The organism is Xanthomonas sp. NCPPB 901 (genome assembly GCF_056725085.1).
Genome location: NZ_CM161511.1, coordinates 3,116,550 through 3,138,384, shown reverse-complemented (window position 1 = coordinate 3,138,384; position 21,835 = coordinate 3,116,550). Strand labels below are relative to the sequence as shown.

The 21,835-nt window shown below is 69.7% G+C and carries 20 protein-coding genes; 7 read left to right on the top strand and 13 right to left on the bottom strand.

The window, feature by feature from the left end:
* The first annotated feature begins 8 nt into the window (after positions 1 to 8).
* Positions 9 to 1,253, top strand: a complete 1,245-nt coding sequence (locus AC1PME_RS13170) for a DUF819 family protein (protein ID WP_307551210.1) — start codon at positions 9 to 11, stop codon at positions 1,251 to 1,253.
* Between the two features lie 109 nt (positions 1,254 to 1,362).
* Here AC1PME_RS13170 and AC1PME_RS13165 read toward each other — a convergent pair whose 3' ends face one another.
* On the bottom strand, positions 1,363 to 2,562 hold the full coding sequence (locus tag AC1PME_RS13165) for a Tle-like phospholipase domain-containing protein (RefSeq protein ID WP_307551208.1): 1,200 nt from the start codon (positions 2,560 to 2,562) through the stop codon (positions 1,363 to 1,365).
* Positions 2,563 to 2,596: 34 nt separating this feature from the next.
* Complete coding sequence (locus AC1PME_RS13160; protein ID WP_481096100.1) at positions 2,597 to 3,364, bottom strand: ankyrin repeat domain-containing protein; 768 nt, start codon at positions 3,362 to 3,364, stop codon at positions 2,597 to 2,599.
* Between the two features lie 418 nt (positions 3,365 to 3,782).
* Between AC1PME_RS13160 and AC1PME_RS13155 the strand changes: the two genes are divergently transcribed.
* Positions 3,783 to 4,469, top strand: coding sequence for an HAD-IA family hydrolase (locus AC1PME_RS13155; protein ID WP_481096099.1), 687 nt, complete (start codon positions 3,783 to 3,785; stop codon positions 4,467 to 4,469).
* A 397-nt stretch (positions 4,470 to 4,866) separates the two neighbouring features.
* On the opposite strand, the gene AC1PME_RS13150 is transcribed toward AC1PME_RS13155, so the two are convergent.
* Positions 4,867 to 5,091, bottom strand: coding sequence for a YbdD/YjiX family protein (locus AC1PME_RS13150; protein WP_254458441.1), 225 nt, complete (start codon positions 5,089 to 5,091; stop codon positions 4,867 to 4,869).
* A complete protein-coding gene (locus tag AC1PME_RS13145) occupies positions 5,091 to 7,172 on the bottom strand; it encodes a carbon starvation CstA family protein (protein ID WP_254458440.1) in 2,082 nt (693 codons plus the stop codon). The genes AC1PME_RS13150 and AC1PME_RS13145 overlap by 1 nt, the downstream gene beginning before the upstream one ends.
* A 545-nt stretch (positions 7,173 to 7,717) precedes the next feature.
* Between AC1PME_RS13145 and AC1PME_RS13140 the strand changes: the two genes are divergently transcribed.
* Positions 7,718 to 8,578: a pirin family protein gene (locus tag AC1PME_RS13140; protein WP_307551203.1), complete on the top strand. Its 861-nt coding sequence runs from the start codon at positions 7,718 to 7,720 to the stop codon at positions 8,576 to 8,578.
* A gap of 88 nt (positions 8,579 to 8,666) precedes the next feature.
* On the opposite strand, the gene AC1PME_RS13135 is transcribed toward AC1PME_RS13140, so the two are convergent.
* On the bottom strand, positions 8,667 to 9,134 hold the full coding sequence (locus AC1PME_RS13135; RefSeq protein ID WP_254458438.1) for a hypothetical protein: 468 nt from the start codon (positions 9,132 to 9,134) through the stop codon (positions 8,667 to 8,669).
* Between the two features lie 326 nt (positions 9,135 to 9,460).
* Complete coding sequence (locus AC1PME_RS13130) at positions 9,461 to 10,330, bottom strand: pirin family protein (RefSeq protein ID WP_481096098.1); 870 nt, start codon at positions 10,328 to 10,330, stop codon at positions 9,461 to 9,463.
* 307 nt (positions 10,331 to 10,637) lie between these two features.
* On the opposite strand from AC1PME_RS13130, the gene AC1PME_RS13125 reads away from it, so the two are divergent.
* Entirely contained in the window at positions 10,638 to 11,027 is a 390-nt protein-coding gene (locus tag AC1PME_RS13125; protein ID WP_307551198.1) for a hypothetical protein, read from the top strand.
* Between the two features lie 30 nt (positions 11,028 to 11,057).
* Here AC1PME_RS13125 and nfi read toward each other — a convergent pair whose 3' ends face one another.
* On the bottom strand, positions 11,058 to 11,774 hold the full coding sequence (nfi, locus tag AC1PME_RS13120) for a deoxyribonuclease V (RefSeq protein WP_254458435.1): 717 nt from the start codon (positions 11,772 to 11,774) through the stop codon (positions 11,058 to 11,060).
* A gap of 238 nt (positions 11,775 to 12,012) precedes the next feature.
* Here nfi and gpmA point away from each other — a divergent pair, with 238 nt between their 5' ends.
* A complete protein-coding gene (gpmA, locus tag AC1PME_RS13115) occupies positions 12,013 to 12,762 on the top strand; it encodes a 2,3-diphosphoglycerate-dependent phosphoglycerate mutase (RefSeq protein WP_481096097.1) in 750 nt (249 codons plus the stop codon).
* Between the two features lie 36 nt (positions 12,763 to 12,798).
* Positions 12,799 to 13,050: an SHOCT domain-containing protein gene (locus tag AC1PME_RS13110; protein ID WP_481096096.1), complete on the top strand. Its 252-nt coding sequence runs from the start codon at positions 12,799 to 12,801 to the stop codon at positions 13,048 to 13,050.
* Positions 13,051 to 13,431: 381 nt separating this feature from the next.
* Here AC1PME_RS13110 and AC1PME_RS13105 read toward each other — a convergent pair whose 3' ends face one another.
* Together AC1PME_RS13105 and AC1PME_RS13100 are read right to left on the bottom strand one after the other, a co-directional pair.
* Positions 13,432 to 15,417, bottom strand: coding sequence for a glycoside hydrolase family 127 protein (locus AC1PME_RS13105; protein ID WP_481096095.1), 1,986 nt, complete (start codon positions 15,415 to 15,417; stop codon positions 13,432 to 13,434).
* 29 nt (positions 15,418 to 15,446) lie between these two features.
* Complete coding sequence (locus AC1PME_RS13100) at positions 15,447 to 16,850, bottom strand: MFS transporter (RefSeq protein ID WP_481096094.1); 1,404 nt, start codon at positions 16,848 to 16,850, stop codon at positions 15,447 to 15,449.
* Between the two features lie 187 nt (positions 16,851 to 17,037).
* On the opposite strand from AC1PME_RS13100, the gene AC1PME_RS13095 reads away from it, so the two are divergent.
* On the top strand, positions 17,038 to 17,856 hold the full coding sequence (locus AC1PME_RS13095) for a helix-turn-helix transcriptional regulator (RefSeq protein WP_254458430.1): 819 nt from the start codon (positions 17,038 to 17,040) through the stop codon (positions 17,854 to 17,856).
* A 196-nt stretch (positions 17,857 to 18,052) separates the two neighbouring features.
* On the opposite strand, the gene AC1PME_RS13090 is transcribed toward AC1PME_RS13095, so the two are convergent.
* The 4 genes from AC1PME_RS13090 to AC1PME_RS13075 form a co-directional block, all read right to left on the bottom strand.
* Positions 18,053 to 19,129: a protein-glutamate methylesterase/protein-glutamine glutaminase gene (locus tag AC1PME_RS13090; protein ID WP_254458429.1), complete on the bottom strand. Its 1,077-nt coding sequence runs from the start codon at positions 19,127 to 19,129 to the stop codon at positions 18,053 to 18,055.
* A gap of 28 nt (positions 19,130 to 19,157) precedes the next feature.
* Entirely contained in the window at positions 19,158 to 19,964 is an 807-nt protein-coding gene (locus AC1PME_RS13085) for a CheR family methyltransferase (RefSeq protein WP_254458428.1), read from the bottom strand.
* 11 nt (positions 19,965 to 19,975) lie between these two features.
* The gene (locus AC1PME_RS13080; RefSeq protein WP_307551184.1) at positions 19,976 to 21,235 is read right to left on the bottom strand and encodes an EAL domain-containing response regulator; all 1,260 of its coding nucleotides are present in this window, start codon (positions 21,233 to 21,235) and stop codon (positions 19,976 to 19,978) included.
* Positions 21,236 to 21,296: 61 nt separating this feature from the next.
* Positions 21,297 to 21,830: a chemotaxis protein CheW gene (locus AC1PME_RS13075; protein ID WP_254458426.1), complete on the bottom strand. Its 534-nt coding sequence runs from the start codon at positions 21,828 to 21,830 to the stop codon at positions 21,297 to 21,299.
* Between the last annotated feature and the right edge of the window lie 5 nt (positions 21,831 to 21,835).

Genomic DNA, 21,835 nt, shown 5'->3' with positions numbered 1-21,835 from the left:
ACCGCCTAATGCCCTCGACGCCCCTGATCACCAACGACATCGTCATCTTCGGTCTGATCGCCGCCACCTTGGGGGCGGTGTTCTGGAGCGCGGCGCGGCCGTCGGGATTCTGGAAGCGCTTCTACGGCATCGTGCCGGCGCTGCTGCTGTGTTACCTGATTCCCGGCATCTACAACACCGTCGGCCTGATCGACGGACAACACAATTCGCTCTACAACCCGGTTGCGCGCGACGTGCTGCTGCCGGCGGCGCTGGTGCTGCTCACCCTGACCGTCGATCTCAAGGGCATCCTGCGGCTGGGACCCAAGCTGGTGGCGATGTACCTGGGCGCGTCCTTCAGCATCATGCTCGGCGCGGTGGCGGCGTTCCAGATCATGAAGTGGCTGCATCCGGTCACCGTGGCCGGCGACACCTGGGCCGGCATGGCCGCGCTGGCCGGCAGCTGGATCGGCGGCGGCGCCAACATGCTGGCGATGCGCGAGGTGTTCCAGGTCGATGCCACCACCTTCGGCCAGTTCGCGGTGGTCGACGTCGGCGTCGGCTACGTGTGGATGGCGCTGCTGATCTTCCTGGCGCCGCGGGCGCCGGCCATCGACGCGCGCAGCGGGGCCGACACCCGCGGCATCGACGACCTCAAGCAGCGCATCGCGCGCTTCCAGGCCCAGCACGAACGCGTGGCCAGCCTTACCGACCTGATGCTGATCGTCGGCGTCGCCTTCGGCGCGGTCGGCCTGGCCCATGCGATCGCCACGCCGACGGCCGCCTGGTTCGACGCCAACGTCAGCTGGGCCAAGCAGTTCAGCCTGGGCTCGCCGTTCGTCTGGGTGGTGGTGCTGGCGACCACCTTCGGCCTGCTGCTCAGCTTCACCCGCGCGCGCACCCTCGAGGGCGCCGGCGCCTCGCGCATCGGCACGCTGTTGCTGTACTTCCTGATCGCCTGCATCGGCATGCAGATGGATCTGCTGGCGCTGTTCGACCGGCCCTGGATCTTCGCGCTCGGCCTGATCTGGCTGGTCGTGCACATCCTGTTGCTGCTGGCGTTGGGCAAGCTGCTGCGGGTGCCGTTCTTCTACTTCGCGATCGGCTCGCAGAGCAACGTCGGCGGCCCGGCCTCGGCGCCGGTGGTGGCCGCCGCCTTCCATCCTGCGCTGGCCCCGGTCGGGGTGTTGCTGGGCACCATGGGCTACGCCACCGGTACCTACCTGGCCTATCTGGTCGGGATCGTGTTGCGGGCGATGGCCGGGGCGGGGTGAGGCGCCTCACCCCGCTGTAGCGGCCGGAGCCGCCGCGACGAAGGCGTTCCGGAGACCTCCGTCGCGGTGCTGCTTGCAAGGGCGCCGCAGCGCCGCTGCGGGGCGATCGCTAGTGCTGCATCGCGACGCTGCGCTGCCGCTCTTCCTGCTGTTGCGGCGGCGCCTGCACGTTCTGCTGCTGCAACTGGCCGACGTTGGCCTGCGACGGCTCGTGGGCCGCGGCTGCGGTCTGCACCTGGCTGCGCAGGTGCGCCGGGTTCTCCGGCTGTCCCTGGACCGCGAACAGGCGGTCGCCATCGCGGCTGGGCAGCACCTGGTCGATACGCTGCAGGCCATCCCGGCCGGCGTGCGCGGCGACGCTGGCGGCGGTGTTGAGGAAGGCCGCGTCGTCGTGCAGGCCGAGCCGGTCGCGTTGCCCGTCCAACTGCACCACCGCGTCGTTGAACAGGCGGCTGCCGGTGGACAGCGTGCCCGGTTGCGCCTGGGCCTGACTCTGATTCTGCGCCAGGTCCTCGGCCTTCATCACCGAATCGATGCCGTGCAGGTCCAGGCGGTGCTTGAGCATCATGCCGGGGATCAGGCGCTGACCGAACGACAGCGGGTCCGGTTCCGGCAGCTGGATCTGGCGGCCGGCGGCGTCGGGCATCAGGCCGCGGGTGAGCAGGTTGTCTTCCTGCAGGTAGGTCAGCAGTTCGTTCTTGACGTGATAGCCGCGGATCAGCCCGTCGGCGGCGTAAGCCTTGGCGGCCTCGGCGTTCAGGCCTTCGCGTTCCAGGGTCTTGTTGTTCACGCCGGCGGCGTTGAAGGTCACCGCTGGCACGTCGTTGACCATCGACGAGGCCGCGGCCAGGCCGCCGCCCAGCGAGTGCCCGGAGATCAGCAGGTTGTCGCCGAAGGCCTGCTTGGCCTGGCTGCCGAGCTGGATCGCCGAGGCGTACTGCGCGTCGGAAAAGCCCAGGCCCTGGCCGAGGTTGTGTTTCCAGTCCTTCAGTTCGTCGGTGCCGCAGAACCCCAGTACCACGTTGCCCTGCGGATTGCGGTAGAACGCGGCGTCGAAGCCGCTCTTGGCGTCGTGCTGCAGGCGGGGATCGATGCCGGCGCGCTGCAGCGCGGCGTCGTCCATGCGCGACCAGCCATCGGGCAGCGCGGCGAAGGTCTCGGCGCCGCCGGCGCGGCGCTCGGCGGCGGTGTGGTAGAGGTCCTGCAGCAGCGGCGGCAGTTGCCGGTCCACCGCCTGCGGCTGCTGGCCGCGGGCCGCTTCGGAGAAGGAGGTGGACGGGTCGGACGGGGAAAGATCGCTCTGGTTCATGCGCGGCTCCGTGCGAGTGTGGCGACCGACCGCATCAGCGGGTCGCTTCCAGGGGGATGGCGTGGGCGCTCAGCCAGTCGCGCACGGCGTTGCGGGTCTGTTGCGCGCTGGCGTTGAGCAGGCGCTCGGGCGTGTTGAAGAAGTACGCCTGGAAGGTCTTGCCCTGCGCGTTGCGCAGGCTCGGATCGACCCCGGCCTGCAGCAGCTTGGGCACCCAGGGATTGCCGGCGCTGCTCTGCGCGGCCAGGTGCAGCAGCGAGTTGCCGGTGGCGTCGACCCGCTTGGGATCGGCGCCGGCCTTGAGCAGCATCTCGATCTGCGCGTCGCGCTTGCTCTGCACGGCGCGAAACAGCGGCGTCCAGTTCGCGCGCGCGCTCACCGGGTCGACCGGGGCGCCGTGCTGCAGCAGGAGTTGCAGGTATTGCGGATCCTTGGCCATGGCCGCCATGTGCACCACGGTTTCCTGGTCCATGCCCGGCAGCGACGGGTCGGCGCCGGCGTCGAGCAGCGCCGCCAGTGCGCGTGGCTGTTCGTTCCAGATGGCCCATTCGAGCAGGGTGAGGTGCTGGTCGCCGTGCGCGGACAGGTCCGTGCTGGGCGCCAGGGCGGCGATGCGGGCGACGTCGCCGCGCGCGATGGCGGCGGCGATGTCGGCGAGTGCGGGGTCGCGGAAGGCGACCGAATGGTCCTGCAGCGTGGCTGACATGGCGGAATGCTCCTTGGCGCCGGGCTGTGCGGCGCAACTGACCGAGAAGAACAGCGAGGTCGCGAGTGCGATCAGGGCGGGGACGGGCTTACGCATGCAAGGCTCCTTTCCTGTTCGCGGTCCTGGATGACGGCGCGCGTCCTGGCGCCGTTGCCGATGCTAGCAGCCGATGGCCGCGCGGTTGCGGCGGTTTTGTGACGATTTCCCCGGATTGCGGGCGACATCTCCACGGGGCGCAGGCGGTTTAACGGGAAACCAACGGAAACGGGGAGCGCCGGGCAGGCCGTCGCGGACGGGCGGGCGTGCAGGCATCGCGCTGCGTGCGCGTGTGTAGTGCGGGCACGTGGCAGCTGCGCGCGCGCAGCCGCAGGTACAGCATCGCGCCGCGTGTGCCGGCGTGGCGCGCGTCTGCTGCCCGTGCGCGATCGCGCGTGGCACCGCTGCTGCAGGCGGCTGCACAGGCCAGGGACATGTGCAGGGCGGCATAATGACGGTTTTCCCCAAGGAGCGCGCGATGACGGCGACCCCCTTCGACCTGTTGATCAGCGATTGCGACGGCGTGCTCGTCGACAGCGAGGTGCTGGCCGACCGAGTGATGCTCGACGCGCTGGGCGCCTACGTGCCGCGGGCCGAACTGGAGCGCTTCCTTGCCGGCAGCTTCGGCCTCACCGCGCAGGAGATCGTGCTGCGCGTGCAACGGCACTATGCGCTGGACCTGCCGCCGGGCCTGTGCCAGGAGATCCGCGCGCGCTCGGAGGCGCTGATCGCCGCCGAGGTGCAGCCGATCGACGGGGTGCGCGAGGCCTTGCTGGCGTTGCCGCTGCCGCTGGCGGTCGCCTCCAACAGCGTGCGCGAGAGCGTGGTCGCGTCGGTGGCGCGCGCCGGCCTGCGCGAGCGTGTCGGCGAGCGCATCTTCAGCGCCGACATGGTGGCGCGGCCCAAGCCCGCGCCGGACGTGTACCTGCTGGCGGCACAGACGCTGGGCGCGGCGCCGGAACGCTGCCTGGTGATCGAGGACAGCGCCACCGGCGCCAGCGCCGCGCTGGCCGCGGGCATGACCGTGATCGGCTTCACCGGCGCCGCGCACATTCCCGCCGGGCATGCCGCGACCCTGCGCCAGCTCGGCGTGGCCGCGGTGATGGAACACATGCGCGAGTTGCCGCAGACCTATGCGGAACTGGTGCGGGCCGCGGCGGCCTGAAGCGCCGGGATTCGGGAATCGGGATTGGGGAATGGGAGGTTTCCGCGAGCGCCCGGCATCGTGGAATGTCGTTCTGTTCGTAGGAGCGGCTCCCGCCGCACCGCGCTATCGGGAAGGCCTCGCGGCTGAAGCGACTCCCACAACAGCGACGCTGGCACTGCTCTCCGAGCGTTGGCGGCCGTCTGTGATCAGCTCAGAACTCTGATTGTCCGAAGGCGGCACGCGACGAATCCCCAATCCCGCTCCAATCCCGGCGCTCAACAGCGAAACGGCGATGCCTGTCCCAGGCATCGCCGCGTTCTTCAGCACTTTGGCCGCCGTGTGATCCGGTCGAATGGTCAAGCGCCTTCAGGCGCCGGCCACCAATCCCCAATCCCGACTCCCCAATCCCGGCCTTTCAACAACACCGAAACCCGCTCTTGCCGCCGTAGCGCGCCTCCTGGCGCTCGCGGAAGAAGGTCTTGTAGTCCATCGGCTGCCGGTCCGGGTGCTTCTCCAGCACGTGCCGCACGTAGTTGTCGTAGTCGGGGATGCCGCAGCACAGCCGCGCGGTCTGCACCAGGCGCCGCCACAGCCGGCGGTGCGCCTGGTACTGCCCGACCGGAACCAGCGCGCCGCCCATTACAGGTCCGCCATCTGGTGCGGCTGCAAGGCCACGTACGCGGTCTCGCGGTCGCTGCGCTGCGGGTTGCGGCGCGCGGCCAGGATGGTCTTGATCGCGTAGACCAGCACCGCGAACACGACGAACAGGAACAGCACGGTCAGCCCGGTGTTGACGTAGGCGTTGGTGACGATCTGCTGCATCTGCGCCACCGACTTGGCCGGCGCGGTGACGGTGCCGCTGGCGATGGCGTCCTGGAACTTGTGCGCCTGCGCCAGGAAGCCCTGCGACGGATTGGCGTCGAAGATCTTGATCAGGCCGGCGTAGGTGGTGCAGATCAGCAGCCACACCGCCGGCACCGCGGTCACCCAGGCGTAGCGGTCGCGCTTCATCTTGAACAGCACCACCGTGCCCAGCATCAGCGCGATGCCGGCCAGCATCTGGTTGGAGATGCCGAACAGCGGCCACAGCGTCTGGATGCCGCCGAACGGATCGACCACGCCGGTGTACAGCAGGTAGCCCCACAGCGCCACGCAGCCGGCGGTGCCGACGATGTTGGCGGTCCACGACTCGGTCTTCTTCAGCGCCGGCACGAAGTTGCCGAGCAGGTCCTGCAGCATGAAGCGGCCGGCGCGGGTGCCGGCATCCACCGCGGTGAGGATGAACAGCGCCTCGAACAGGATCGCGAAGTGGTACCAGAAGGCCATCATCGCGTCGCTGCTGTTGGGGATGGCCTGGTGCAGGATCTGCGCGATGCCCACCGCCAGCGTCGGCGCGCCGCCGGCGCGATGCAGGATGGTCGGCTCGCCGATCGCCGCGGCGGTGGCGGTCAGTTGCTCCGGGGTGATGGCGAAGCCCCAGGTGGTGCTGATGTGGTGCGCGGCGGAGGCGACGTCGGCGCCGATCACCGCGGCCGGGCTGTTCATCGCGAAGTACACGCCCGGGTCGATGATCGAGGCCGCCACCAGCGCCATCACCGCCACGAACGATTCCATCAGCATGCCGCCGTAGCCGATGTAGCGCATGTGCGACTCGTTGGCGAGCAGCTTGGGCGTGGTGCCCGAGGAGATCAGCGCATGGAAGCCGGACACCGCGCCGCAGGCGATGGTGATGAACAGGAACGGGAACAGGCCGCCCTTCCACACCGGGCCGTCGCCGCTGGCGGCGAACTGGGTCAGCGCCGGCATCTTCAGTTCCGGCATCACCACCAGGATGCCGATCGCCAGGGCGATGATGGTGCCGATCTTGAGGAAGGTGGACAGGTAGTCGCGCGGCGCCAGCAGCAGCCACACCGGCAGCACCGAGGCGACGAAGCCGTAGCCGATCAGCATCCAGGTGATCTGCGTGCCGGTGAAGGTGAAGGCCGGGCCCCAGGTCGGGTCGGCGGCGACCTTGCCGCCGAACCAGATCGCCGCCAGCAGCAGGATCAGCCCGACCACCGAGATCTCGCCGATCTTGCCGGGGCGGATGTAGCGCATGTACACGCCCATCATGATCGCGATGGGCATGGTCGCGATCACCGTGAACATGCCCCAGGGGCTTTCCGCCAGGGCCTTGACCACCACCATCGCCAGCACCGCCAGGATGATGATCATGATCAGGAACGCGCCGAACAGGGCGATGGTGCCGGGCACCTGGCCCATTTCCTCGCGCACCAGGTCGCCGAGCGAGCGGCCGTTGCGGCGGCTGGACAGGAACAGCACCATGAAGTCCTGCACCGCGCCGGCGACCACCACGCCGACCACCAGCCACAGCAGACCGGGCAGGTAGCCCATCTGCGCGGCCAGCACCGGCCCGACCAGCGGCCCGGCGCCGGCGATGGCGGCGAAGTGGTGGCCGAACAGCACGTGCTTGTTGGTCGGCACGTAGTCCAGGCCGTCGTTGTTGAGCACCGCCGGCGTGGCCCGGGTGGGGTCGAGCTGCATCACCTTGTCGGCGATGAACAGGCTGTAGAAGCGGTAGGCGATCAGGTAGATCGACACCGCGGCCACCACGATCCACAGCGCGTTGATATGTTCGCCGCGGCGCAGGGCGATGGTGCCGAGACAGAACGCCGCGACCACGGCCAGTGCGGCCCAGGCCAGCTTGGAAAACCCTTTCATCAGAACACTCCCCCACAAGGTGCGTGCAAGGGTCGCCTCGATGGCCTGGGGGGTCAATGGCGGGGAGGGCCGCCGGCCTAGTACTTTGGTCGTAGACAGTGGCCTCGCGCCTACGGGGAGGGGGTTGGGGTGAGGGTGCGGGGCGAAGATCTCGCAAAACTTGCCTGCACTGTCGGATGCTGCACGAGGCTGCGCCCGTACCCTCATCCGCCCCTGCGGGGCACCTTCTCCCGGGGGAGAAGGGACGTCATGGCTTCGAACGGGAGAAGGCGCCACCGCACGCGCTTTAGCCCCTCTCCCCCCGGGAGAGGGGTTGGGGTGAGGGTAGGGGGCGAAGCCCCTCGTAAACCCAGGCTTGCGCTGCCGGACGCTGCACCAGGCTGCGCCCGGACCCTCATCCGCCCCTGCGGGGCACCTTCTCCCGGGGGGAGAAGGGAGCAGCGGTCGCTCCGCCGCAGGCGATGGAACGATGGGTTGCGCCGGTCGCGGTTGGGCGCGCTGGCGGCGGCACCCATGGTGGGAATCTCATCAGGAGATCGCTCACCATGACCGCTTCCACCACCGTCGCCTCCGCGCGCATCCTGCGCGCCATCCGCGGCCACGCCACCGCCGACGGCGATGGGGTCAAGCTGACCCGCGTCATCGGCGGCGCTGCGCTGCCCGAGCTGGATCCGTTCCTGCTGCTCGACGAGTTCGGCACCGACCGTGCCGAGGACTATATCGGCGGCTTTCCCAGCCATCCGCATCGCGGCTTCGAGACCGTCACCTACATGCTCGACGGGCGCATGCGGCACAAGGACAACCACGGCAACGAGGGCCTGCTGACCCCGGGCAGCGTGCAGTGGATGACCGCCGGCCGCGGCCTGGTGCATTCGGAGATGCCGGAGCAGGAAGCAGGGCGCATGCGCGGCTTCCAGCTGTGGGTGAACCTGCCGGCGCGCGACAAGATGACCGCGCCGCGCTACCAGGAGTTCGCGCCCGAGCGCATTCCGGTGGCGCAGCCGGCGCCCGGAGTGACGGTCAAAGTGATCGCCGGCCAGGTCGGCGAGGTGCATGGCCCGATCGCGCAGCCGGCCACCGATCCGCTGTATCTGGACATCGCACTGGACGCGGGCGCGCGCTGGGCGTTCGAGTTGCCGGCCGGGCACAACGCCTTCGCCTACATGTTCGAGGGCGACGCGGCGCTGGGCGAGGGCGAGGCGGCGCGGGTGCTGCCGGCGCAGACGCTGGCGGTGCTCGGTGGCGGCGACCTGCTGCAGCTGCAGGCCGGCGCGCAGGGCGCGCGGCTGATCCTGGTCGCCGGCCGGCCGTTGCGCGAGCCGGTGGCGCGGCACGGGCCGTTCGTGATGAACACGCGCCAGGAACTGATGCAGGCCTTCGTCGATTTCCAGGAAGGGCGCTTCTGAGGGGCACGTTGCGCACCCGCTGTCTGTGCGCTATGCCGTCGTAGGAGCGGCTGACGCCGCTCCCACGTCGTATCGCGGACCGCCGGCCTCAGCGCTCCAGCGCCAGGCTCGACTGGCGCATGTCCAGGCCCTGCACCAGCGATTGCAGGGTCTGCAGTTCCTGGGTGTCGGCCGCGTCGATCCACACCTGGGCGAACTGGCCTTTCTTCAGTTCCGCGACCGCGATCCGGCGCGAGGCCAGGCCCGGCAGCTCGGCACCGCCGAGGTCCGGCCGGTACCAGTACACCTGCTCGCCGGCGATGGCGCCCTTTTCCTCGCGCAGATTGCGCTGCAGCGGAATGTTCGGATCGCGTGCGGTGAGCATCATGCCCAGCACCTGACGTCCGTCGGCGTCGCTGGCGCGGCAGACGATGAATCCCGTGTCGCTACGCTCGCTCCACTGCAGTTTGCTCTGCGGCGGCAGCGGCGGGCAGTTCTGCGCCTGTTGCGCGGTGGCGGCAGCGGCGGGCAACGCCGCCGCAGCGGTCAGCAGCGCCTTGCGCAAGAGTGTCTTCATTCGCGATGTTCCCCATACGCCGCGTTGCGACGCGTTCGATCCATACGCACGCCCGTGGCGTCGTCTGCGGGAGCGCCCATCCTGTGTGGGATCCCGGCAGTGCATCCCCCGACGCAGTGCGTGTCCCGTGTGCGGCCACGCGAGCAGCGCCGCGCCTGCACCATAGCCCAGCGCGGCTGCGCTGACAATTGGGATGCGGATTCCGGGATTTCCGCACGCACGGTACGGCGTGGCGGCACTGCGCGGGCGGTGGCGTACAAAGGCGGACGCGGCCGGCGGCATCTCGCGTGTAGGGCTGCACGGCCCAAGACGGGCCTGCCGCGGCCTCAGCGGCCCGGTTCGGGCAGCGGGATGAATTCCTGATCGTCGCCGGGGATGGTCCCGAAGCGGCCCTCGCGCCAGTCCTGCTTGGCCTGTTCGATGCGTTCGACCGAACTGGACACGAAGTTCCACCACAGGTGGCGCGGGCCATCCAGCGGTTCGCCGCCCATCAGCATCGCCTTGAGCGGGGTCTTGGCGCGCAGCCGCCCGCGCGCGCCCGGCTCGGGCAGGATCAGGTGCCGCGCCGGGATGTCCACGCCGTCCAGCTGCGCCTCACCCTCCAGAATGTACAGCGAGCGCTCGGCGTGCCGGGCGTCCAGGTCGAGTTCCGCGTCCGCCTCCAGGTCCAGGGCCACGTTGAGCGTGTCGGCGAACACCGTCACCGGCGATTCCTCGCCGTAGGCGCGACCGGCGATCACCCGCAGCCACGCGCCGTCGCGGCGTTGCTGCGGCAGGCTGGCGGCGGCATGGTGGTAGAACGCCGGTGCGGTCTCTTCCGCCGATTTCGGCAGCGCCACCCAGGTCTGCATGCCGTGCAGCGGGTGCGCATGTTCGCGCAACGCCGTCGGCGTGCGCTCTGAGTGGGAGATGCCGCGGCCGGCGGTCATCCAGTTGACGTCGCCGGCGCGGATCACCTGGTCGGAGCCGAGCGAATCGCGGTGGCCGATCTCGCCGGACCACAGGAAGGTGACCGTGGCCAGGCCGATATGCGGATGCGGGCGCACGTCCACGCCGTGGCCCGGCTCGAACACTGCCGGCCCGATGTGGTCGATGAAGACGAAGGGGCCGACGCTGCGCGCCTGCACACTGGGGACGGCGCGGCGCACTTCGAGGCCGCCGATATCGTGGACGCGGGGGGCGATCAGGGTGGGCATGCCGGCGCTCGCGGTGGCAGGGACGGAAGCGAAGCTTCGCATGCGCGGCGGCCGGGGTGCGGCGCCACCACAAGATGGACTGTCCCGCATGCGCTGTTGCGCGCCGGCACGACCTATCCTGCGCCATGCCGGGGTATGTCGCACGGTGATGCCGCTGCGCCGGAATTGCATAGTGTGAATTGCGCAAGCTGCTTGTCTGCGACGGTGCCGTGCGCCTGTGAATAATCGGGTCGCGCCACACCGGCCGCGCAGAGCGCAGGCGTGCACGGCGCGGCATCGATTCCTCTTCCCACAAGGAGCTAGCGCAATGAAATCCGCATCCAGCGTCTGCCGTCGGCGCCCCCTCCCATCGTGCCTCGGTGCCGCCCTCGTCGCCTGCGCCGCGTTCTCGGCCCAGGCGCAAGGCGTGCCGGACATGAACGTGCCCACCGAGATCATCAACGATCTGTGGGATGCGAAGGCCTTGCTGGTCAGCGGCGGACAGGGCAGTGGCTGCTACCCGGTCGCCGACGGCCATCGCGTCGCCGGCCCGACTCTGCGCACCAATGTCCGCTATACGGCGATCGGCATGGCGACCGCCGATTGCGCCGCCGGCAGCGGCATGGCCAGCGTCAATGTCCAGTTCTTCGCGCGCCCGCGTCCGGCGGGCATGTCCCTCCACATCGTCGACAACGGCATCGTCGTCAGCAACCGATGATCGACGCGGCCGCCGGCCGCGGCGCCCGGTTCAGAACAACGATCCGGTGTCCGCGGCCGGTGCTGGCATCGCGCCGCGGCGCGATGCCAGCCGGTCGGCCAGGCGGGTCGGTTCCGGCAGGCGGTAGCCGCGCAGGTAGCGCTGGGTCCACTGCCGCGCGCTGTCCACCGCCACGCGGTGCCCGGGCGAGACGATCAGCGGATTGCAGCGCAGCTTGCTGCGCAGCGCCCAGCCGACGATCTCGCCACGGTGCACGATGGGGCTGTGGTCGCCGGGCTGCGGCCCGGGTTCGTCGAAGCGGCCGGCCAGCAGGGTCTTGGCCACGCCGATGCTGGGCAGCCCGGTGACCACGCCGAAGTGCGCGGCGATGCCGAGCCGGCGCGGATGGGCGATGCCCTGGCCGTCGACGAACACCAGGTCCGGACGCTGCCGCAGCAGGTCCAGCGCGGCCAGCAGCGCCGGCAGTTCGCGGAAGCTGAGCAGGCCGGGCACGTAGGCCATCGCGGTGGGCACGCGGGCGACCTCGGCCTGGTGCAGCTGCAGGGTTTGCGCATCGAGCAGCACCGCGGCGGCGCGGGTGACCTGGCCATCGTCCTCGAAGCCCACGTCGAAACCGGCCAGCCAGCGCGGCGGGTCGGGGACGTCGTCCTGCAGGCTGACCTGGTGCGCCAGCGTCGCCTGCAGCGCGCGCGCCTGCACGATGCTGCCGTCCCAGTCGCCGAATACGGGGTGCGAAGAAGTCTCCATGCGCCGATGATCGTGCCATGTTCGTGGCTGGGGTGTGGAGGGGGCGGGAATGGGGAGTCGGGAACGGGGAATCGGGGAAGCCGGTTCCGAGTGGCGGCTGGCGATCAGGGCGCGCCCGGGTGCCCGACTTGCTGGGGACTCCGCCGTTGCGATTCCCCATTCCCGATTCCCCATTCCCAGCCACGAGCTACAATCCAGGGCCGCACGACCCACGCATTCCCCAACGGAGACCGTCGCAGTGACCCGCAAACTCGTACTGTTGCGCCATGGCCAGAGCCAGTGGAACCTGGATAACCGCTTCACCGGCTGGGTCGATGTCGACCTGACCGAGCAGGGCCGCCAGGAAGCCGTGGCCGCCGGCCGGCTGATGCGCGAGGAGGGGCTGCAGTTCGACGTCGCGCATACCTCGGTGCTCAAGCGCGCCATCCACACCCTGCAGGGCGCGCTGAAGGAACTGGACCAGGACTGGCTGCCGGTGCACAAGAGCTGGCGCCTCAACGAACGCCACTACGGCGGTCTGCAGGGTTTGGACAAGGCCGAGACCGCGGCCAAGCACGGCGAGGACCAGGTCAAGATCTGGCGCCGTTCCTACGACATCCCGCCGCCGCCGATGGACGCGCAGGATCCGGGCCATCCGCTGCACGACCGCCGCTACGCCACCCTGGACCGCAACGCGCTGCCGGCCACCGAGTCGCTGGCGACCACGCTCGAGCGCGTGCTGCCGTACTGGCACGACGCCATCGCGCCGCAGCTCAAGGCCGGGCAGACCGTGCTGGTCACCGCCCATGGCAACTCGCTGCGCGCGCTGTACAAATACTTGAACGACGTGTCGCGCGAAGAGATCCTCGAACTCAACATTCCCACCGGCATCCCGCTGCTGTTCGAACTGGACGACGACCTGCAGGTGCAGTCCTACCGCTACCTGGGCGATCCGGAAGCGGCGAAGAAGGCGGCCGAAGCGGTGGCCAACCAGGGCAAGGCGAAGTAAGCGCCAGGATCGGCACGCCGCCGGCAGGAGCACGCGATGGGTGGATTCAGCATCTGGCACTGGCTCGTATTGCTGGTCGTGCTCGCGTTCCCGCTGCTGATCGGCGTGGTGGTGTGGCTGGCGATCCGCGCCCAGCGGCACCGGCCGCCGGCCGCGGCGCCGCCGCCGTTGCCGCCCACCGACTCGGTCGAGCAGCGCCTGCGCGTGCTGGAGCAGCTGAAGGCGCAGGGACTGATCGACACGGCCGAGTACGCGCGTCGGCGCGAGCAGATCCTGTCCACGGTGTGAGTGCGTGAGGCGGCGGCTGGCGGCGGCGCGTCGTCGCGGCCGGCCACGACACGACGCGACGCGACACGACGCGACACGACACGACACGACACGACACGACACGAAACCATGCGCCGCTGGTAGCCGTACTGCACGGCGTGTCGCGTGCAGTGCGGGTTGCCGCCTCTGTACGGCCCAGGCCCTAAGTCGGAACGTCCTACCCGTCTGCTGGGAGCGGACGGACGGCTGCATGGCACCTCGCATCACCGGCTTTCGCCACACGCAAGCCGGCTGCAGCTTGTCCTGTAGGAGCGGCTTCAGCCGCGACGGGGCATTCCCGGAAGGCCGTCGCGGCTGAAGCCGCTCCTACGGGAGATGTCCCGACGTGATGAGCGCTGCGCTTCAGCCGTCGCTGGCGTCCACCCACACCCGCATTTCGCCCTCGCCGCGGTTGGCCCAGGCGAAGTAGGGCACGAAGGTCAGGAGCTGCGGTTGCCGCGCCGGCGGCGGCGCATCGTAGCGGTACAGCGGCGCGGTGGCCGCGTCGACGTCGCCATGCAGGCGCTCGCCCGTGGCCTGCAGCAGCACCTGGCCGGCCAATGCGCCGGTGCCGGGCACGGCCCGCAGCGCGGCGCTGGCGGGCAAGCGCAACTGGTGCAGGTCGGCGCCGTTGTCGGCCTGCTCCAGGCAGTACACCAGCGGCCCGCGCTGCACCGCGACCTTGCCGGCCAAGTGGCGCACGCGCGGGTGTCCGCTGACCCGCATCGGCGGCATCGGCAGGCGCAACTGCAGGGTGTCGCCGGACTGCCAGCGCCGCCGCAGCACGCAGTAGCCGTGCTGGCGGTACGCATCGATCGCCACGGGGTCGCCGTTGAGTCGCAACTGCGGCGCCTGGCACCAGTCCGGCAAGCGCAGGGCCAGCGCCGCGTCCACCGGCGCGCTGCAGTCCATGTCGAAGGCGATCCGGTCCTGCCACGGATACTCGCCGCGCTGGCGCAGGCTCAGGGTCTGCCCGCCGACCTCGAACCGCGCATCGCTGCCGACGTAGAGGTTCACGTACAGGGTGTCGTCGCGGCGGGTGTAGATGTAGTGGCCGAGCGAGGTCAGCACGCGGGCGATGTTGGGCGGGCAGCAGGCGCAGCCGAACCAGCGCTGGCGCACCGGCTTGACGTGGTCGAAGGTGTGGTTGCCGTGCACCGTGGGCGGGTGCACGTCCAGCGGATTGACGTAGAAGAAATGGCGCCCGTCCAGGGCCATGCCGCCGAGCACGGTGTTGTACAGCGCCCGCTCCATCACGTCGGCGTAGCGGCCGTCCGGCGCCAGCTGCAGCATGCGGTTGGCGAACATCATCAGCCCGATCGAGGCGCAGCTCTCGTTGTAGGCGGTGTCGTTGGGCAAGTCGTAGTCGACGCTGAAGGCCTCGCCGTAGCTCTGCGCGCCGATCGCGCCGGTCAGGTACATCTGCCGCTGGGTGGCGTTGTTCCACAGGCGTTCGCAGGCCGCGCGCAGGGTGGCGTCGCCGCTGTGCCGGGCCAGGTGCGCCACGCCGGCGTACAGGTAGACGAAGCGCACCGCATGGCCGACCGCGGTGTCCTGCAGCGCCACCGGCAGGTGCGCCTGGCTGTAGGCCTTGTCCTGGATCATCCAGGCCGGGCCGTGCCCGCCCCAGAAGAAGGTGTGGCCGCGCTTGGCGTATTCGGCGTCGTAGTAGTGCGGCGCGGTACCGCGCTGTTCGACGAAGTAGCGCGCCAGCGCCAGGTAGCGGGCCTCGCCCGTCGCTTCGTACAGGCGCATCAGCGCCAGCTCGATCTCCGGATGCCCGGGATAGCCGTGCAACTGGGTCGGGCCGGGGCCGAAGGTGGCGTCGATGTTGTCGGCGAGCCGGCACACGATGTCGAGCAGGGCGCGCTTGCCGGTGGCCTGGCAATAGGCCACGCCGGCCTCGATCATGTGCCCGGCGCAGTACAGCTCGTGGCACTCGGCCAGGTTGCTCCAGCGCTCCTGCGGCGCCTTCACGGTGAAGTAGGTGTTGAGGTAGCCGTCGGCCTGTTGCGCGGCGCCGATCAGCTCGATGGTGGCGTCGGCATCGCGCTCCAGTGCCGGATCCGGATGCTGCGCCAGCAGGTAGGCCACCGCTTCCAGCCATTTGGCCACGTCGCTGTCCTGGAACACCATGCCGTAGAACGCGCCGTCGCTGCGGCCGGCGGCGATGCGGAAGTTCTCGATGGCGTGGCTGGGTTCGGCATCGGCGACGTTGTCGTTGAGCGCGTCCCACTGATAGGGCAGCACCACCTCCTGCACCAGGCGCTGGTAGCGCTGCCAGAACGGGTCGGCGATGCGCAGGTCGGAAAGCGGCAGTTCCGGAGACGGCACGGGCGAATGCGGCATGGAGCGAAGATCCTGAAGGGTGGGGGAGGTCAGTGCACCGGGCGGGCGGCCAGGTCGGCGGCGATCTTGGCCAGCAGCGGCCGGCGCAGCCGGCAGCGCACGATCACCGCGGCCAGCAGCAGGTGCAAGCCGGCGGGGATCAGGGTTTCCAGCAGGGTGATGGCCTGCAGCGAGGCCGGACTCTGCCGGGCGGTGCCGGCGCGGTAGCCGGCGTAGACGAACAGCGCGCTGATCACCACCGCGCTCGAGGCCCAGGCCAGCTTGATGCAGAACAGGTTGAAGGCGAAGTTGATGCCCGAGGAGCGCACCCGGTTCTTCCAGGCGCCGTAGTCGTCGGCGAAGGCCATCAGCGAGAAGTGCAGCGGCAGCGCGAAGCCCAGCACCAGGCAGTGCACGAAGATCACCCCCAGCCACAGCGCCTGCTGCGCCGGCCCGCTCGGCAGCCACCACTGCGCCACGCCGAACGCGGCCAGCGCCAGGTTGGTGTGCAGGTATAGCGCCAGCGGGTCGAAGCGGCGGCACAGCGCGTTGACCACGATCGCGCCGAGCACCGTGGCCAGCGCCACCATCGCGAAGAACAGCGAGGCGTAGCCGCTGCCGCCGCCGAGCACGTAGGTGATGAAGTACAGATAGCCGCCGCCGCGGATGTTGTACACGTTGATCAGCAGGAACGACATCAGCAGCACCAGCCGCAACTGGTCGTTGCGCAGCAGGCCGCGCAGGTGCGCGCCGATGCCGGCGCCGCCGAGCAGGCTGGCCGGCACGCGTTCGCGCACGGCGAAGAAACAGCACAGGAACATCGCCACCGCCAGCGCCGCCAGCACGCCCACGCCGCGCTGGTAGCCGCGTGCGGCATCGCCGTTGCCCAGTTCCCGCACCAGCCACGGCAACCCGACCGACACCAGGAAGCCGGCGATGCCGCACAGCACGAAGCGCCAGGACTGCGCCGAGACCACGTCGCGGTGGTCGCCGGTCATGCTGTTGATCAGCGCGCAGTAGGGCACGTTGATCGCGGTGTAGCACAGCGACAGCAGGAAGTAGCTGGCGAAGGCATAGGCGATCTTGGCGTCGGCGCTGAGCTGCGGCGCGCTGAAGGTCAGCACGCAGGCGATGCCGATCGGTGCCGCCACCCACAGTTGCCAGGCGCGGAAGCGGCCCCAGCGGCTGCGGGTGCGGTCGGCGATCAGGCCCATCACCGGATCGGACACCGCGTCGGCCACGCGCAGCACGGTGAACAGGGTGCCGACCAGCGCCGGGGTCAGGCCGAACACGTCGGTGTAGAAGAAGGTGAGGAAATTGGCGATCAGGCAGGTGACCACCGTGCCGCCGGCATCGCCGAGGCCGTAGCCGAATTTCTCCAGGCGCGACAGGCGCGGCGTGGTCGTGGCCGGTGCGGCGTCTGCGGCGGCATGGCCGATGGCGGTCGCAGTCAACGGGGCGGCTCCTGGCGCGCGCAATCCGGCGCCAGCGCAAAGTGGCATGGCACTGCAACCGCGACAAGAGTCTGTGCGGTATAAAACCGGTACGATTCCGACCACGGTTGCCGCGCCGTCCATGCGCGGGGCCTTTTTTCAATTGCTGCAGTGCAGCGTCACGCAGGCACGGGGAGACGTTTCCGACATGCTCGAGTTCACCGTCGCCTATCCGATCCGGGTCCAGAACGGAGGCCTGTTCATCTCCCGCGGGGTGGGCGCGCATCCGGCGCGGGTGATCCAGTCCTACGAGCTGATCTTTGTCGAGCGCGGCATCCTCTCCATTCGCGAACAGGACAACGACTTCCACGTCGGCCCCGGCGAGACGCTGCTGCTGTGGCCGGGCCGCGCGCACGCCGGCCTGGGCCAGTTCCCGGATGACCTGCGGTTCTACTGGGTGCATTTCGAACTGGAACCGGGCGTGGCGCAGGCGGACCACGCGGTGCCGTTGTCGATGCCGCAGCGCACCGCGATCCGCGATCCGGAACGCTTCGTCGGCCTGTTCCGCTGGTTCCTGGCCGAGCAGGAGGAACGGCGCACGCTGCCGATGCTCGAGCCGATCGTGCTGTCGATGCTGCAATGCGTGGCCGGCGCCTGGCCGGATCCGCACGCGTCCGAGCGCGCCGGGGCGGCGCTGGCGTACCGCGCCAAGCAGTTGATCGGCACCCAGTTCCACACCGCGCTCACCGCCTCGTCGCTGGCCGCGCAACTGCACTGCAATCCGGATTATCTGGGCCGCATCTACCGGCGCAGCTTCGGCACCACGCTGACCGAGGCGATCCACCGCCAGCGCATCGCCTTCGCCGAGAAGCTGCTGCTGGTCAACACCTGCGCGGTGGACGATGTCGCGCAGCGCGCCGGCTTCAGCGACAGCGGTTACTTCCGGCGTGTGTTCCGCCAGCGCTTGGGCATGACCCCCAGCGCCTACCGGCGCCTGTACTGCAAGGAGCACATCAACTCGGGCTGAGGCGGCTGCGGGCGCAGGCGCGTCGCCGCCTGCCGGAAACGTGCTTGCGGCACTGCGCGTGCCGTCGGGTGCGCGGCAGGGGCAGGGCCTGGCCTGCCCGCGTTTGCAGGAGCGGCTTCAACCGCGACCGGCATTCATGGGAATGCTCCGTCGCGGCTGAAGCCGCTCCTACGGGAAAAGCCGCCTTTGCGCTGCGCTAGCTCAACTGCTGGCCGATCTCGCGTGCCATCGCGCTCAGCGGCAGGATCCTCTCCGCGCCGCCGCGCTTGATCGCTTCCTTGGGCATGCCGAACACGACGCTGCTCTGTTCGTCCTGGGCCACGGTGCGCGCGCCGGCCTGGCGCATTTCCAGCAGGCCGACCGCGCCGTCGTCGCCCATGCCGGTCATGATGATGCCCAACGCGTTGCCGCCGGCCGCGCGCGCGGCCGAACGGAACAGCACGTCCACCGACGGCCGGTGCCGATTCACCGGCGGCCCGTCCAGCACCTCGACGAAATACTGCGCGCCGCTGCGACGCAGCAGCATGTGCTTGCCGCCGGGCGCGATCAGCGCGCGTCCGGGCACCACGCGGTCGTTGTTGGCCGCTTCCTTCACCGCGATCTGGCACAGCGTGTCCAGGCGCGCGGCGAAGGCCGCGGTGAACTTCTCCGGCATGTGCTGGACGATGACGATGCCCGGGCTGACCCGCGGCAGCGCGGTCAGCACTTCCTCCAGCGCCTGGGTGCCGCCGGTGGAGGTGCCGATCGCCACCACCCGTTCGGTGGTCTGCGACAGCGCGCGCCCACCCTGCGCCGGCAAGATCACGTCGGCGGTGTGCTTGATCTCCGGCTCCGCCGGCGCCACTGCCGGGCGCGACGCCAGACGCTTGACGTTGGCGCGCGCGGCGCTCTTCACCGTGGCGATCATCTCCTCGGCCGATTCGGTGAGGAACTGCTTCAGGCCCAGCTTGGGCTTGGTCACCACCGCCACCGCGCCGGCGGCCAGCGCGTCCATGGTCACCCGCGCGCCCTTCTCGGTGAGCGTGGAGCAGATCACTACCGGAGTGGGGCGCTCGCTCATGATCTTGCGCAGGAAGGTGATGCCGTCCATCTTCGGCATCTCCACGTCCAGCACGATCACGTCCGGCCACTGCTGGCGCATCTTGTCCATCGCCAGCAGCGGGTCGGCGGCGGCGGCGATGACCTCGATGCCGGGCGCGTCGTTGAGCACGGCGACCAGCACCTGGCGGACCACCGCCGAGTCGTCGATCACCATGGCCTTGATCGTGGTCATGCGGGGTTCTCTCCTGGCGCGTCGGCGTTCATGGTTTGCGGTAGACCGACGGCGCGATCTGGACGACCTCGCCGTTGACCTCGTTGAGGCTCTCGGAGTGGCCGATGCAGAAGATGCCGCCACGCTTGAGCGTGCCCAGCACCCGCGTCACCACTTCGCGCTTGGTCTGTCCGTTGAAGTAGATCATCACGTTGCGCAGGAACACCACGTCGAACTGGCCCAGGTTGGGCAGCGGCGCGTTGAGGTTGGCGTGCAGGAAGCGCACGTGGTCGCGGATGCGGCGGTCGATCAGCATGCTGCCTTCGTACTCGCCGCGGCCCTTGAGGCAGTAGCGCTTGAGCATGGCCTGCGGCATGTGTTCGATGCGCAGCAGCGGGTAGTGGCCGGTGCGCGCCTTGGCCAGCACGCGGGTGCTGATGTCGGTGCCGACCACCTCGTAGGGGCGGCCCTGCAGGGTGTCGTCCAGCACCATGGCCATGCTGTAGGCCTCCTCGCCGCTGGAACTGGCCGCGCTCCAGCAGCGGAACGGCGCACTGCCGGTATGCGCGGCGGCGACGCTGCGCAGCAGCTCGAAGTGCTTGGGCTCGCGGAAGAAATAGGTTTCGTTGGTGGTCAGCAGGTCGATCGCGGTCTGCACCTCGCCGCTGCCCTCGCGGCTTTCCAGCAGCTTGAGGTACTGGGTATAGGTCTGCAGCGAATGCGCCTTCAGGCGCTTGCCCAGGCGTCCGCACAGCATGGCCTTCTTGGCCGGGGAGATGGTGATGCCGGTCGCGTCGAAGATGAAACGCTGGAACCGGCCGAATTCCTGCTCGGTGATGGTGTCGGTGCTGGTCATGGTCGTGCCGGTCAGTGGGTGACGCCCGAGGCGGAGGCGGGGCCGTGTTCGTGCAGCAGGCGGTGGTGTTCCAGCAGCCAGGCGTGCAGCGCGCCGCCGCCCAGCGGACGCGCCAGCAGGTAGCCCTGGCCGAAGTCGCAACCCAGCGCCTGCAGCAGATTCCAGTCCTCCACCGTCTCGATGCCCTCGGCGACGGTGCGCAGTCCCAGCCGCTGGGCCATGCCCAGGGCCGACTCGAGGACGGTGCGCAGGTTGCGGCTGCGGTGCGCGTCGTGGACGAAGAGGCGGTCGATCTTCAGTTCGGTGAAGGGAATGCGGGTGAGTTGCTGCAGCGAGGAGAAGCCGGTGCCGTAGTCGTCCAGCGACAGGCCGAAGCCCTGCAGCCGCAGCCGCGCCAGCATGCCCAGCGCGCTGCCGAACACCAGCGAGCTTTCGGTGATCTCCAGCACCAGGTCGGACGGGACCAGGCCGTGCCGGCGCAGTTGCGCCAGCAATTCGTCGAGCAGGTTCGGATCCTGCAACAGGCTCGGCGACAGGTTCAGCGCCAGGGTCAACGGGAAGCCTTCCTGTTTCCAGGCCGCCAGCCGCGCCATCGCCTGGTCGGCGACGCTGGCGGTGAGCGCATGGATCAATCCCTCGCGCTCGGCCAAGGCGATGAAGCGGTCCGGCGCGATCGGTCCGGCGCTGGGATGGCGCCAGCGCGCCAACGCTTCCACGCCGCCGACCTTGCCGCTGCGCATGTCGACCTTGGGCTGGTAGGCCACCTCGATGTCGCCGCGCTGCAAAGCCTGCCGCAGTTGCGCCGCATCGATCGCGCTGTCCGCCGCGGCGGATTCCTCGCGCGCATGCGGCGCCTGCGGGTGCGGCCGGGCTTGCAGGGCCGCCCCCAGTTCCTGCGCACGCAACGGTTTCTCCAGCCCGGCCAGCATGTTCAATCCGCTGGCACGCCCGACCTGCAGGGTCGATTCGATCAAGGCCGCGCCGCGTTGCGAGGCCACCACGATCGGCATCTGCACCTTGCAGCGCGCCAGCGCGTCGAGCAATTGCACCCCGTCCATGCCGGGCATCTCCAGGTCCAGGATCAGCAGGCCCAGGGCCGGCGCGCGGAGGCAGCGCGCCAGCGCCGCATGCCCGTCCCCGGCCTCTTCCACCGCCGTCGCCCCCAGCCGCAGGCACAGCGACAACGCGTGTTCCCGCTGCACCTGGCTGTCGTCCACGACCAGGATGGTGCCGAAGTCACTCAGGATGGCGGTGTCGTGGAAGGGAGGCATGCGCATGTCCAGCGGCAGCGGTTGGCGGGGCGAAGACGCAGCGCGCGCTGCGCTGCGTGGGTCACGCCGCCATGGTTTCCTCGGCCCCCGTTTCGATGCCGGCCATGGCGACGAACTCCTGGGTCGACAATACCGCATCGGCATCGAGCAGGATCACGAAGCGTTCGCCGACCTTGCCCATACCGTGAATGAAATCACGGCGGATGCCGGCGCCGAACGCCGGCGGCGGGGCGATGTCGCTGCCGGCGATCTCCAGCACCTCGCTGACCGCGTCCACCAGCAGGCCGAGCACCTGGCGCTCGTCGCCGTTGGCCACTTCGATGATGACGATGCAGGTGCGCTTGCTGATCTCGCTGGGCGCGCGGCCGAAGCGTTGCTGCAGGTCGACCACCGGCACCACCGCGCCGCGCAGGTTGATCACCCCGCGCAGCGCGGGGGGCATCATCGGCACGTCGGTCGGCGTGCGGTACTCGATGATCTCCTTGATGCCGAGGATGCCCACGCCGAACATTTCCTTGCCGAGCAGGAAGGTCAGGAACTGGTCCGTCGCCAGCTCGCCGGCGTCGGAGGGTGAGAGGGAAGCGGGAGCGTTCATGGCCG